Raw genomic sequence first — 12,678 nt, 5'->3', positions numbered from 1 at the left:
CGCCGGGCGTCGGAGCTGGACCGATCGGCCTGCCGTGAGGCAGCGGCGACCCGGTTCAGCACGACTCGCATGGTCAACGATCACCTCGACCTGTACGCGGAGCTGATCTCCGGCGGAGGCGTCGGGGGGCGTCGAGGGTGAGGCCCGGTGGTGCTCATCGCTCCGCCGCCTCCGCCCGGCGTCTCTCTCGACGTCTCGCTCGGCGCTCGACCAGGCGCGGGGCCAGCTCGACCAGATAGATCGCGGAGAGGATCGCCAGCCCGCCGATGATCATGCGGAGAGTGATCGACTCCCCGCCCAGGGTAACGGCGAAGAAGGCCGCCCAGACCGGTTCCAGGGCCATGATCACGGCGGCTCGGGAGGCGTCGATCCGTGCCTGGGCCCAGGTCTGGGCGAACATGGTCAGCGCCCCGGCGACCACCGCGAGATAGATCACGATCAGCCAGTCCGTCGTCGAACTGGGCAGGGTGATCCCGCCGGGCAGTGCCGCGACGGTGCACAGGATCGTGATCATGACCATCTGGACCAGCGACAGGCTGAGCGCGTCGGTGCCGTCGCTGAGCCGGCCGAGCGCGACGATGTGCAGGGCATAGACGATCGCCGACGCCAGCGTCAGCAGCTCGCCGTAGCCGACGCTGAACCCGTTCAGGCTGAGCACGCCGAGGCCGATGGTGGCGAGCACGGCGGCCAGCCAGGTGGTCCGCGGGATCTTGGTGTGCAGGATCAGGGCGGACAGCAGCGGGGTGGCGACGACGTACAGGCCGGTGATGAAGCCGGACACGCTGGCCGCGGTGTGCGCCAGCCCCGCGGTCTGCAGGATCTGGGCGACGCCGTACAGCACGCCGAGCAGGGCACCGCGGCGCAGCGTACGCCGGTCCAGCTTCAGCCGGCCGATGGAGAACACGAGCAGAGCGAGGCTGGCGATCGCGAACCGGACCGCGAGCAGGTCCGCCACCGGCAGCCTGGTGACGACGTCCTTGATCATGAAGAACGTCGAGCCCCAGACGGCGGTCACGGTCAACAGGGCCAGGAAGGCCCCGAACTCGCGGCGGTCCGTCGTACGCATTGGGTCAGCCTAGGTCTGCGGGCGCCCGCTCTACCGCTCGACCATCTTCGCTCGGGTACGCCCTACTCCGCGCGTGGAGCTAGCCGAGCGAACAAGGTCGAAACCGAGCGAAGCTGTGCCCGGGCGGCGCGAGCGGCCGCGTCGCGCCGTGCCGCTACACCACGTAGAGCGTGATGGTGGAGCCCTTCGGGGCACTGGTGCGCGCACCCGGGTTGGTATAGGCGACGTAGCCCAGGCCCAGGTAGTTGGTCTTGACGGCGCGGACGCGCACCTTGAAGCCGGCCTTCCGCATCACCGACTCGGCCGCCTTGGTTCCCATCGCGCGCACGTTCGGCACGGTGACCATGACGGGCCCGTCGGAGACGGTCAGGGTGATCTCGTCGCCCTTGAAGCCGGTGCCCTTGGCCGGGTCCTGGGCGATCACCAGGCCCTTGTCGACCTGGTCGGAGTTCTTCTTCTCCCGGGTCACCTTGAACCCGGCCTGCTCCAGCGCCTTCTCGGCGTCGTCGGCGCTCTTGCCGGTGAAGTCGGTCACGGTGATCGGCTTCGGCCCGGTGGAGACCATCAAATCGACTGCGGTCTCCGGCTTCAGCGAGGTGCCCGGCTTGTAGGCCGCGCCGATCACCATGCCCTTGGCGACCGCGTCGCTGAAGGTCTCGTTGACCTTGCCGACGGCGAGGCTGGCGCCCTCGATCGCGGCCGTGGCGGCCTGCACCGACAGCCCGGCGACGGTCGGCATCGGGTGCCGCTCGGGTCCCTTGGACAGGTAGGCGACCAGCTGCCCGCCCTCGCGGACCCGCGACCCGGGACCCGGGTCGGTCGAGCTGACCAGGCCGACCGGCGTGGTCTCGCTGTAGGCGTGGTCGAACGACACGCTCAGCCCGGCCTTGTCGACGACGGCCTGGGCCTCGGCCTGGGACAGGTTCTCCAGGGCGGGCGCGGTGGTGAACCGGCCCTCGGTGAGATACCAGCCGGCCAGCGCGGCCGACGCGGTCAGCATCAGCACGAGGAGCAGGACGATCAACCCGCGCCGGCGCCGGCGGCGCCGGCGGTCGCGTTCGGCACCGACGCGCTCGAGCAGCGCATCGTCGCGGGGCGGCACGCCGGGCGGCGGCGCGTCCAGCACGGTCCGCGGCGGGGTGTGCTCGATGGTGCCGGCGAACGGCTCGTACGGCGACGCGGGGGACCGCGGGCTGGTCGGGCTGGCCGGCACGAACATCGGTGCCCGGAAGTCCGCCCGCGGATCGAGCGTCTCGAACGGCGAGCCCGCCCCTGGCTGCGGTTCGGTGGTCTCCTCTGCCGACGCCCGTACGGCCAGGATGCCGGACAGGTCCTCGGTCAGCTCGGGATCGTCGGCGATGCCCTCCCGCAACGCGGTCCGCACCCGGCGGACCTGGCTCAGCATGATCTTGGCGTCCCGCGGCCGCAGGTCGGGATCGCGCGCGGTGGCCCGGGCGATCAGCGCGTCCACGTACGGCGGGATCGGACCGGCGGTGCGGAACGACGACGGCGGCGGTACGTCCTTGTGGACGTGGGCGTACGCCACCTGGATCGGTGTGTCACCGGTGTGCGGCTTGCGGCCGGTGAGCAGCTCGAACAGCACGATCCCGGCGCTGTAGACGTCGGACCGGGCGTCCGCCTTGCCCGACATCACCAGCTCCGGCGGAAGGTAGGAGACGGTTCCGATCAGCAGGCCCTGGGTCGCGGTCGAGGTCTGTGCGGTGATCGCCTTGGCCAGCCCGAAGTCGGCGACCTTGAGCTGGCCGCGGGGAGTGATCAAGACGTTCTCGGGCTTGACGTCGCGGTGGATCAGGCCCGCCTCGTGGGCGGCGGCCAGCGCGCTCAGCACCGGCTCGATCAGCTCGAGCGCCCGTTGCGGCGGCAGCGGCGCCTCGCGGTTGATGACGTCGCGCAGGGTCGGACCCTCGACGTACTCCATCACGATGTAGGGCCGGCCGTCGTCGGTGCCCTGGTCGAAGACCGACACCACGCACGGGTGCGACAGCCGGGCGGCGGCCCGTGCCTCGCGATCGAACTTGCGGGCGAACTCGGTGTCGTCGCCGAGCCCGACGTGCATCACCTTGACCGCAACGGTCCTGGTCAGCCGGGTGTCGATGGCCTTGTAGACGGTCGCCATGCCGCCGCGGGCGAGTCGCTCGACGATGCGGTAGCGACCCTCGAGCGAGTGCCCCAGCAAGGGGTCGCCAACACTCGTCGTGGTCACATGCGCTCCAGACACGGTGGGGAAGATGCCCGTGCGGGCCGTCCCCGCGAGTCTAGGAGCGGTCGCGCCGCGGAGCCGGTAGGGCGCGCCGGGCTCCGCGAGTTGTCAGGTTCTCGGCGAGCTATAGCGCGCTGAGAACCTGACAACTCCGCGGGAAAGGGGTGGCGCGGCCTCAGTCGATCCGGCCGACGTCGGTGGTGGAGGCCATGGCGTAGCGGCGGACCGGGATCCGGCCGGCGCCGCGGGCCAGCCGGCCCCCCTCGACGGCCAGCCGCATCGCGTGCGCCATCGCCACCGGGTTCTCGCAGCGGGTCACGGCCGAAGCCAGCAGCACCGCGTCGCAGCCCAGCTCCATCGCCAGCGCCGCCTCGGAGGCGGTCCCGATTCCGGCGTCCAGCACCACCGGAACGGTCGCCGCGGCCACGATCAGCTCGATGTTGTGCGGGTTGCGGATGCCGAGCCCGGAGCCGATCGGGGCGCCGAGCGGCATCACCGCGGCACAGCCGGCGTCTTGCAGCTTGCGGGCCAGCACCGGGTCGTCGTTGGTGTACGGCAGCACCACGAAACCCTCCGCGACCAGGCGTTCCGCCGCGTCCAGCAGCTCGATCGGGTCGGGCAGCAGGGTCACCTCGTCGGCGATCACCTCGAGCTTGACCCAGTCGGTCTCGAGCGCCTCGCGCGCCAGCTGAGCGGTCAGGATCGCGTCGGCCGCGGTGTAGCAGCCGGCGGTGTTGGGCAGCACGGCGATGCCGTGCCGGTCGAGGATCTCCAGCACCGAACCGGGCGCGTTCGGGTCGATCCGGCGCATCGCAACGGTGGTCAGCTCGGTGCCCGACGCGAGCAGCGCGGCCTCCATGACCTCCAGGCTCGGCGCGCCGCCGGTACCCATGATCAGCCGGGAAGCGAACTCCCGGTCCGCGATCCGCAACGGGTCAGCGGACGCATGCAGAGCCCGTGCCGAGGTGCCCTGAGCCGGTGCCGAGGTGCCCTGAGCCGGTGTCGACGCGCCCTGAGCCTGTCGAAGGGCATCCGTTTCGGTCATCGACTCAACCACCTTGCACCGCCGTCACGATCTCGATCCGCGCGCCCTCGTGCACCGTGGTAGCGCTGTGTTGCGCCCGCGGCACGACGCTGCCGTCCACCGCCACCGCGATCCCGCGAGGCGTCGCGGGCTCACCCGGCGCCACGACCTCGGCCACGCTGGCCCCTTCGCCGACCTCGCGCGGCTCACCGTTCACGTACACCTTCACTGCTCGGCACCTCCCCGGACCCCCGCGCCCTCTCGGAACCCCGCGCCTCCCCGGAAACTGTGCAGGTGTCGCAACTTCGCTCGGCGTGTCGCTGTCAGAGCTGCACAGTTTCCGGGGCGGGCGGGGAGGACGTGGGCGGGGAGGCCGTGGGGGAGGAGGGCGGGGAGGAAGCGGGGGAGGGCGGGGACGGCGGAGTGGGGTGAGAGGTGGCGAAGCGCTCGAGGGTGAACGCCCGGGCCTCCTCGGGCAGCTCGCCGGTGAGGACGTACGCGCTGATCGCGTCCGCGGTCACCGGGGTGAGCAGGACGCCGTTGCGGTAGTGGCCGGTGGCCAGGACGAGGCCGTCCAGCTCGCCGGGACCGAGGATCGGTGCGTTGTCCGGGCTGCCGGGTCGCCAGCCGACCGTCGTCTCGGCGAGGGCGTACTCGGCGGTCATCGGCAGCACCCGTCGGGCGTCGCGGAGCAACTCGTAGACACCGTCGGCCGTGACCCCGCGGTCGAAGCCCTTCTCCTCGACGGTCGCGCCGACCACGACCTCGCGACCGCCGGCGCGCGGGACGACGTACACCTCACTGCCCTGGGTAATGGCCCGGACGGTCTGACTCGGCTGCGGCAGCCCGCGCGGGTCGAGCCGCAGGATCTGACCCTTCACCGGCCGGACCGGGAGCGGGTCGATCCCGGTCAGCTGGCCGGCCCAGGCGCCGCAGGCCACCACGACCACGGCCGCGTCCAGCTCGGTGCCGTCGGCCAGGGTGACCCCGCTGACCTGCGTACCGCTGCGGCGCACATGGTGGACGAAGCCGTCGACCTCCGCCACCCCGGCCCGGCGGCCGGCCGCGCCGATCGCCGCCCAGAGCAGCCGGTTGTCGATGCTCCAGTCGGCGTCGACCAGCAAACCGCCTCTGACCTGGGGAGACAGCAGCGGCTCCAGCCGGCGCGCGTCCCGGCTGACCAGCCGCTCGGCCTTCAGCCCGATCCGGTCGAGGAACTCCTTCAGCGTCGTCAGCCGCGCCAGGTCGTCAGCGTCGTAGGCGACCGAGATCGTCGGCGTCCGGCTCAGCCCGGTCGGCAGGCCGCTCGCCTCGGCAACCTCCGCGGCGAAGGTCTCGTAGCGCCCCAGCGAGGCCAGGTTGAGCGGCAGCAGCGCCTGCTCGGTGAAGCTGATCTCGGTGACCGGGGCCAGCATGCCGGCCGCCACCCGGGACGCGGCGGCGCCCGGCTCACCGACCACCATCCGCACCGTCCGTCCGGCGCCGGCCAGCCGCCAGGCGATCGCGCTGCCGATCAGCCCGCCGCCGACGACGATCACGTCGGACGTCGTTCGCGGGCCGGTGCTCATGCGGCCAGTCTAGAGACGGCGTAGCTAGGCTTGGCCGCTGTGACCGCCCTGCTGGGACTCGCGACCCGACTCAAGCTCGCCAGGCTCTATCTCTGCACCGACACCCGCGCCGGGCAGGGCGACCTCGCCGACTTCCTCGCCGAAGCGCTCCTGGGCGGCGTCGACATCGTCCAGGTGCGGGAGAAGAACCTCGACCCGGACGCCGAGCTCGCGGCCCTGGAGACCGCGCGCAGCGTCGCCCAACGATTCCCGCGAGCGATCGTCTGCGTCAACGACTCGCCCCGGCTGGCCCAGCGGTTCGGCGCCGACATGGTCCACCTCGGCCAGACCGACGGCTCGGCCCGCAAGGCGAAGAGCCGGTTGCACGAGTGGGCCCTGCTCGGCCGGTCGACGCACGCCGAGCGGGAGACCGACAAGGCGGTCGCCGACGAGCACACGGACTACTTCTGCGTCGGCCCGGTCTACGCGACGCCGACCAAGCCGGACTATCACCCGGTCGGTCTCGAACTGGTTCGCTATGCGACCGAGGTCGCGCCGCCCGGCGACCCGAGCGCGAAGCCGTGGTTCGCGATCGGCGGGATCGACCGGGCCCACCTGGACGAGGTGATCGAGGCGGGGGCGCGCCGGGTCTGCGTCGTCCGCGCGATCACCGAGGCCGGCGACCCGCGCGCCGCCGCGGCCGAGCTGGCGGACCGCCTCGGGGCGGCCTGGGAGGACGAGGCGGCGATGCGGACGTACACCTTGCGCGCGCTGGGCTGACCCGACGAGCCGGTCGCCGAGTGTCCGATTCTGAGCGCGACACGCCGAGGACGCGACGCGATATGGGGCCGAGTGTCCGATTCCGTCGAGAGCGGGCGGGCGTGGTCAGGCGGAAAGGCGGTCAGGCGGTCAGCAGATCGGTGTCCAGCCGCGGCGGGTTCGGGCCGTAGGAGTTGCTCCGCGCACCGCGCGCCTTCACCCCGGGCAGCGCGGTAACGACCTTGAGCAGCCGGCCGGGGATCAGCTCGCGGCCCGCCTCGCGGGCCCGTTTGGCCCGTCGCTCGACGCTGACCTGGTCGGCCTGGACCTCGCGGACGGCCGGTTCCCGGTCCGCCTGGACGGCCGCCAGCACCCCGTCCGGTACGTCGGTGGCCCCGGTCCGCGCCGAGCGCAGGGCCGGCACCAGCCGGTTGGTCGCCGCCACCGCGTCCTGGATCGCCATCAGGATGCCGTTACCGCCGACCGGGGAGATCACGTGCGCGGCGTCGCCGATGAGCAGCAGGCCCGGCCGCCACCAGCGCTCGACTCGCTTCAGCTCGACCGACAGCAGCGTGGTCTGGTCGAAGCCGGCCAGCAACTCGATCCGGTCCTCGAGCCAGCCGACGTAGCTACGCAGGAACTCCCGGATCGGCTCGACGCCGGCCTCACGGGCGGCGGGAAAGCCGCCCTTCGGCAGCGTGTAGCCGATCTGCCAGTCTGAGATGCCGCCGAGCATCCCGACGTAGTTGCGCGGCCCGAAGTACAGGTCGATGTCGGCCTCCGGGGGGTCGCCGGGCTCCCGCGGCAGCCGGAACCACAGCAGGTCGCTGGCGGCGCCGAGGTCGGTGACCGGTACCTCGGCCAGCGCGCGCAGCTTGGAGAACCGGCCGTCGCAGCCGACCACGACCCGGGCCCGCAGCTCCCGGGTCTGCTGCCCCTCTCGCCAGCGGACGCCCACCACCCGACCGTCCTCGATCACCAGCTCACGGACCCGGGCGCCGGTGATCAGGGTGAAGCCGGGCAGCGCCGCGGACCGCTCGGCCAGGAAGTCGAGGAACCGGACCTGCGGCATGATCGCGACGTACGGGTACGGTGAGCGGACCCTTTCGTAGTCGGCGAGCACGATGCTGCCGGCCATGGTGTGGGCCCGGAAGCGGGTCGCCTTGAAGTGCGGCAGGGCCAGCAGGCCGTCGGCCAGCCCGAGCGTGTCCATCAGCTCCAGCGTGTACGGGTGCAGCGAGTCGCCGCGGAAGTCGCGATCGAAGTCGCGGTGGCCTTCCAGCAGGGTGACCCGGAGGCCGGCGCGGGCCAGCAGATGGGCCAGCACCATCCCGCCGGGCCCGCCCCCCACGACCACGCAGTCGAGGCCTGCCGCCCCGTCGTTCTCGCTCATCGGACTCGCACCGGCCGTGCCCGCGTCATGCGGCGTCCGGGTCCGGGCTCAGCTCGAAGACCGCCATCCGGCCCAGCTCGGCCATCGCGTCGTCAGCGGTCGCGTTCGGCGGCAGCCCGAAGGCCGCGACGGCCCACGGGGTGGTCACGGCGCGGAGATAGGCCGCCACGACCTCGGCCGCCGCCCGTCCGGTGACCTCCGTGGCCCGGACCGGCTCGGCGACATCCTCGGCGAGGATCACCGCCCGCCCTGCCTTGCCGAGATTCCGGGGCCAGTCCCGGGACCGGTCGGGACAGACCAGATAGTGCCGGCCGTCGTGGTCCAGCACCCCGATCGGCGTCCGGGCCGGCCGCCCGCGGTGCCGGCCGGCGACCTCCAGCACCCGGAGGGCGTACCCGCCGGCGGGGATCGGCTGCGCGGGCGTGGCCAGCACCCGGGCCACCATCGCGTGGTTCATCGCCCTGAAGTCCTGCTGCCCCTGGCTCATCGCCCGTATCCGCTCCTCGGTCGTTCGGCTGCGATTCGGATTCTCACCCGGCCTGCCGTCCGGATGCGCAGGATGACATCCGTCATGCCGCAACGGTGAACGGCTCATCCGGGTCGGTGATCATGGGCACTGCCGCCGGCCCGGATCCCGGGAGACGGTGGAGACATGAGCCGACACGACACGACCCGCCCGATGGCCGGGGCCGCCGGTCCGCCTCGATCGTTGTCCGGGACTGAGCTGTCCGCAACGCGGCCCGCGGCGCAGGCAGCCGATAGCGCGGACGTCGTGGTGGACGTCCGGGGCCTGCGGCGACGCTACGAGGGTTCGGGCCGGAGCCGCACGGGACACGGGTTCGAAGCGGTCCGTGGGGTGGACATCCGGGTCCGCCGGGGAGAGCTGTACGCCCTGCTCGGCACCAACGGGGCCGGCAAGACCTCGACGGTGGAGACCGTCGAGGGGTTGGCTGCGCCGAGCGGTGGGACGGTCCGGGTGCTGGGCCGCGACCCGTTCCGCGACCGGGACGCGGTCCGGCCGCGGATCGGCATCATGCTGCAGGAGGCCGGCTTCCCCGGTGCGCTGACCGTGGCTGAGATGGCCGCCCTCTGGCACCGCACGCTGCCGAGCCCGCGCTCCGTCGCAGAGGTGCTCGACCTGGTCGTGCTCGGTCACCGGCGCGACGTCGCGATCGCCAGCCTGTCCGGCGGCGAGCGCCGGCGGCTGGACCTGGCGCTGGCGCTGATGGGCCGGCCGGACGTGCTGTTCCTGGACGAGCCGACCACCGGCCTCGACCCGCAGAGCCGGCGAGCCACCTGGGAGCTGATCGGCACCCTGTTGCGCGAGCGGACGACCGTGCTGCTGACGACGCACTACCTGGAGGAGGCCGAGGCGCTGGCGGACCGGATCGCGATCATGCATGCCGGCGTGATCGCACGCGAGGGAACCCTGGCCGAGATCGTCTCCCGGCAGCCGACCCGGATCACCTTCGCCGTGGACGCGGCGGAGGCCGCAGACTCGCTGGAGGCCGTACGCCGGATGGCCGGTGCGGGCTTCAGCGCCGAGCGGCAGGACGGCCGGCACCACGTCCGGCTGGAGACGTTCGACCCGCAGCCGTTGCTGCGACTGCTGCTGGACTGGGCCGGCGATCGCCTGCTGCTACGTGAGCTTCGGGTGACCCCCGGCTCGCTGGAGCAGGCCTTCCTCGATGTCGCGGCCCAGCCGCCGGTGAGCGCGAGCCAGGGGTGGGCGGCATGAGCGCCGTGACGGATCCGACCCGGACCGAGGGCGTACGTCCCACCCGGCAGGTGCTGGCGCTGGCCCGGTCGGAGAGCACCCTGCTGCTGCGTAACAAGACCGCGCTGTTCACCGCGACACTGATCCCGCTGATGCTGGTCGCCCTGCTGGGCGTGCTGCCGAGCGCCTTGAGCGGGCCGCCGCTGGCGATGAGCATGGTGATCGGGTCCGTGCTTTTGTTGGTGCTCTACTACTCGCTGGTCACCTCGACCGTGGCCCGCCGGGAGGAGCACACCCTGAAGCGGCTGTACTCCAGCGCGGTCCGGCCCGCGGCGATCATGATCGGAATGGCACTGCCGCTGCTGATCCTGGTGGCGGTCCAGGTGATCATCGGGCTGATCGCGGTGGCGATCGTGATGGGGCTGGATTCTGCTCCGCACACCTGGCTGCTGCTGCCCGCGGTGATCGCCGGCTGCGCGGTCTGGTGGGTGCTGGCGCTGGCGTCCTGCCCGTTCACCAAGTCGGTCGAGGCGGCCCAGCTGACCACGATGCCGTTGATCATGGTCGCCCTCGGCCTGTCCGGGATGACCGTACCGATCGGCATCCTGCCCGGTTGGCTGCAGTGGGCGGCGCAGCTGTCGCCGATGTTCCCGACGATCGACCTGGCGTTCGTCGCGCTCTCCGCGACCCGGGTCACTGGCGAGGCCGTCGGCGGGAGCCAGCTCTGGCTGGCCGTGTTGCTGGATCTCGGGGTCGCGGCCGGCTGGGTGCTCGCCGGGCTGTGGCTGCTGCGGCGCCGGTTCGGCTGGGAGCCCCGCCGCTGATGAGTCCGGTCGATCCGGGCCGGCGTGGAAGGATCGGGTCCATGACCAGCAGCGCGGGCCTGCAGGCCAACACCCGCCGGTTCGAGCTGTACGTGCGCATCTCGATGTACGTCCTGCTCGCGTTCGAGCCGCTGCTGGTGATCGGCGCGTTCGTACCGAGCGGCAACGTGATCCCGATCGTTCTGGCCGTCGTGCAGACGGTGGCCAACATCTTTGTCTGTCGTTGGGCGCTCACCACCGTCCGCGACGGAGTGCGGTTCGGCCGTCGGGATCGGATCTGCCTGGTCGCCTGGACCGTGCTGACCCTCGGCATGCTGGTCGTGGTGGTGACCGGGCTGGCCGTCGACGAGACCGGCCTGGCGTCGGCCCTGGTGGCGCCGGTCGGTTCGGCGGTCGCGGCGATCGCGCCCGCGCTCCGCGCGCGGTGGGTGCTGATCGCCTCTCTGGGCGCCGCCGCATTAACCGGTGTCGTCGCGCTCGCGATCGGGTTCGTTGACGGTCTGACGGCGCTCGGGCTGGGCATCGGCCTGTCGATCAGCATGCTGTTCCTCGGCTTCACGTTCTGGCTGTCCGGCTGGATGCTGAAGGTGGTCTGGGAGCTGGACGACGCCCGGACCAGGGCCGCCGACCTGGCGATCGCGGAGGAGCGGTTGCGGATCGCGCGCGACCTGCACGACCTGTACGGACGTACCCTCGCCACGGTCGCGGTCAAGAGCGAGCTCGCGGCCGAGCTGATCCGGCGTGGCCGGCCCGAGGCCGCGGCGGACGAGATCGCCGCGGTCCGGGTGATCGCCGACCAGTCCGGTCGCGAGATGCGCCAGCTGGTGCAGGGCTATCGGGAGGCGGATCTGTCCGCGGAGCTGGCCGGGGCGCGGGCGCTGCTGGACAGCGCCGGGATCCGCTGCGTGGTGCACGGGGCACCGCCGGCCGGCCTGCCGCCCGAGACCGCGTCCGCGCTCGGTTGGATGCTGCGGGAGTCCGTGACCAACGTGATCCGGCACTCGACGGCGACCGAGTGCTTCATCGGAGTGGCGGCCGGGGCCGACCTCACTCTCACCGTCACGAACGACAAGGCCGGGGTCGCGGACGAGGTGTCGCGGGGATCCGGTCTGATCGGGATGGGCGAGCGGCTGGCCGCGGTCGGCGGCCGGATCCGCTATTGGCGGTCCGCGGACCGGTTCTCGGTCGAGGCGGTGATCCCCGTCCGGCAACCGGCCGCGAGCGGGTCGGTGCGATGAGCCCCGAGCCGGTCAAGAGCGAGCCCGTCGAGAGCGGGCCGGCGATCAGTGTGCTGCTCGCCGACGACGAGACCCTGATCCGCGATGCCCTGGCGACCCTGATCGGGCTCGAGGCCGAGCTGGAGGTGATCGCGGTAGCCGCCTCGGGCACCGAGGCGGTGGCAGCCGCCCGCCGGTACCGCCCCCGGGTGGCGCTGCTGGACCTGCAGATGCCGGGGCTGGACGGGATCGCGGTGGCCGAGCGGCTGCGCACCGACCTGCCCGACTGCGCTTGCGTCATCCTCACCTCGCACGGACGGCCGGGCTACCTGAAGCAGGCGCTGGCCGCGGGCGTGCGCGGCTTCCTGCCGAAATCGGTCTCCGCCCGCGACCTGTCCACCGCGATCCGCACGGTCGCCGCCGGGGGTCGCTACGTCGACCCGCAGCTGGCGGCAGAGGCGATCGGCGCCGGCGACTCCCCGCTGTCGGCGCGCGAGGCGGACGTGCTCGCCCTGGCCGCCGACGGGAGCCCGATCGAGGAGATCGCCCAGCGGGTGTCGCTGTCGGTCGGCACGGTCCGCAACTACCTGTCGGCCGCGGTCAGCAAGCTCGGCGTGGCGAATCGGCACGAGGCGGTCCACCGGGCCCGCGAGCGCGGCTGGATCTGATCGGAGCGCGCCGCCTCCCCAAGCCTTCGCCGGCCGGCGACCAGCTCGCCGCGGTGGTGGTACGCCCGGACCGTCGACGACGGATGCTCCCTCGTCGTACTCGAGGCACCTGGGGCCCGCGCGACTTGATCATTTTGGATCGACCAGGGCGCATCCGTCGTCGACCGGGCGAGCGGTCGATGGGCGGGTCCGGGCCCCGGCGGTGTGGGGCGCGGCGAACCCTGGCGGCGCGTTGCGTCCCA

At 72.5% G+C, this 12,678-nt stretch carries 12 protein-coding genes; 5 read left to right on the top strand and 7 right to left on the bottom strand.

Annotated elements, in window-relative coordinates; translation table 11 throughout:
• Nucleotides 1-154: 154 nt before the first annotated feature.
• The 5 genes from ABD747_RS16965 to thiO form a co-directional block, all read right to left on the bottom strand.
• Nucleotides 155-1,066 carry a DMT family transporter gene (locus tag ABD747_RS16965; protein WP_344806672.1) on the bottom strand — a complete coding sequence of 304 codons (912 nt, stop codon included), beginning with the start codon at nt 1,064-1,066 and terminating at the stop codon, nt 155-157.
• Nucleotides 1,067-1,220: 154 nt separating this feature from the next.
• Nucleotides 1,221-3,305, bottom strand: a complete 2,085-nt coding sequence (gene pknB / locus ABD747_RS16960) for a Stk1 family PASTA domain-containing Ser/Thr kinase (protein ID WP_344806670.1) — start codon at nt 3,303-3,305, stop codon at nt 1,221-1,223.
• A gap of 157 nt (nt 3,306-3,462) precedes the next feature.
• The gene (locus ABD747_RS16955) at nt 3,463-4,332 is read right to left on the bottom strand and encodes a thiazole synthase (RefSeq protein ID WP_344806668.1); all 870 of its coding nucleotides are present in this window, start codon (nt 4,330-4,332) and stop codon (nt 3,463-3,465) included.
• Nucleotides 4,333-4,336: 4 nt separating this feature from the next.
• On the bottom strand, nt 4,337-4,540 hold the full coding sequence (gene thiS, locus ABD747_RS16950; protein WP_344806665.1) for a sulfur carrier protein ThiS: 204 nt from the start codon (nt 4,538-4,540) through the stop codon (nt 4,337-4,339).
• A 94-nt stretch (nt 4,541-4,634) separates the two neighbouring features.
• On the bottom strand, nt 4,635-5,879 hold the full coding sequence (thiO, locus tag ABD747_RS16945; RefSeq protein WP_344806663.1) for a glycine oxidase ThiO: 1,245 nt from the start codon (nt 5,877-5,879) through the stop codon (nt 4,635-4,637).
• Nucleotides 5,880-5,918: 39 nt separating this feature from the next.
• On the opposite strand from thiO, the gene thiE reads away from it, so the two are divergent.
• Nucleotides 5,919-6,638, top strand: coding sequence for a thiamine phosphate synthase (gene thiE / locus ABD747_RS16940; RefSeq protein ID WP_344806661.1), 720 nt, complete (start codon nt 5,919-5,921; stop codon nt 6,636-6,638).
• Between the two features lie 121 nt (nt 6,639-6,759).
• Here thiE and ABD747_RS16935 read toward each other — a convergent pair whose 3' ends face one another.
• Nucleotides 6,760-8,010, bottom strand: a complete 1,251-nt coding sequence (locus ABD747_RS16935; RefSeq protein WP_344806659.1) for an FAD-dependent oxidoreductase — start codon at nt 8,008-8,010, stop codon at nt 6,760-6,762.
• Between the two features lie 25 nt (nt 8,011-8,035).
• Nucleotides 8,036-8,497 (bottom strand): nitroreductase/quinone reductase family protein, encoded by a 462-nt coding sequence (locus ABD747_RS16930; protein WP_344806657.1) that lies wholly within the window; start codon nt 8,495-8,497, stop codon nt 8,036-8,038.
• 165 nt (nt 8,498-8,662) lie between these two features.
• On the opposite strand from ABD747_RS16930, the gene ABD747_RS16925 reads away from it, so the two are divergent.
• Genes ABD747_RS16925 through ABD747_RS16910 form a run of 4 tightly spaced genes read left to right on the top strand, consistent with a single transcriptional unit; the run spans nt 8,663 to nt 12,436 of the window.
• Entirely contained in the window at nt 8,663-9,748 is a 1,086-nt protein-coding gene (locus tag ABD747_RS16925; RefSeq protein ID WP_344806654.1) for an ABC transporter ATP-binding protein, read from the top strand.
• Complete coding sequence (locus ABD747_RS16920) at nt 9,745-10,551, top strand: ABC transporter permease (RefSeq protein WP_344806651.1); 807 nt, start codon at nt 9,745-9,747, stop codon at nt 10,549-10,551. The genes ABD747_RS16925 and ABD747_RS16920 overlap by 4 nt, the downstream gene beginning before the upstream one ends.
• A 41-nt stretch (nt 10,552-10,592) precedes the next feature.
• Entirely contained in the window at nt 10,593-11,789 is a 1,197-nt protein-coding gene (locus ABD747_RS16915; RefSeq protein WP_344806648.1) for a sensor histidine kinase, read from the top strand.
• Nucleotides 11,786-12,436: a response regulator transcription factor gene (locus ABD747_RS16910; RefSeq protein ID WP_344806646.1), complete on the top strand. Its 651-nt coding sequence runs from the start codon at nt 11,786-11,788 to the stop codon at nt 12,434-12,436. Before ABD747_RS16915 ends, ABD747_RS16910 begins: the two co-directional genes overlap by 4 nt.
• Nucleotides 12,437-12,678 lie beyond the last annotated feature (242 nt).

The sequence above is a fragment of the Microlunatus ginsengisoli genome, assembly GCF_039537205.1.
Classification (GTDB): domain Bacteria; phylum Actinomycetota; class Actinomycetes; order Propionibacteriales; family Propionibacteriaceae; genus Microlunatus; species Microlunatus ginsengisoli.
This window is presented reverse-complemented; position numbering and strand designations above follow the sequence as displayed.

Coding starts and splice junctions, on each gene's coding strand:
- ABD747_RS16965 (WP_344806672.1), bottom strand. CDS start 1,066: ATGCGTACGACGGACCGCCGCGAGTTCGGGGCCTTCCTGGCCCTGTTG.
- ABD747_RS16955 (WP_344806668.1), bottom strand. CDS start 4,332: ATGACCGAAACGGATGCCCTTCGACAGGCTCAGGGCGCGTCGACACCG.
- thiO (WP_344806663.1), bottom strand. CDS start 5,879: ATGAGCACCGGCCCGCGAACGACGTCCGACGTGATCGTCGTCGGCGGC.
- ABD747_RS16935 (WP_344806659.1), bottom strand. CDS start 8,010: ATGAGCGAGAACGACGGGGCGGCAGGCCTCGACTGCGTGGTCGTGGGG.
- ABD747_RS16930 (WP_344806657.1), bottom strand. CDS start 8,497: ATGAGCCAGGGGCAGCAGGACTTCAGGGCGATGAACCACGCGATGGTG.
- ABD747_RS16925 (WP_344806654.1), top strand. CDS start 8,663: ATGAGCCGACACGACACGACCCGCCCGATGGCCGGGGCCGCCGGTCCG.
- ABD747_RS16920 (WP_344806651.1), top strand. CDS start 9,745: ATGAGCGCCGTGACGGATCCGACCCGGACCGAGGGCGTACGTCCCACC.
- ABD747_RS16915 (WP_344806648.1), top strand. CDS start 10,593: ATGACCAGCAGCGCGGGCCTGCAGGCCAACACCCGCCGGTTCGAGCTG.
- ABD747_RS16910 (WP_344806646.1), top strand. CDS start 11,786: ATGAGCCCCGAGCCGGTCAAGAGCGAGCCCGTCGAGAGCGGGCCGGCG.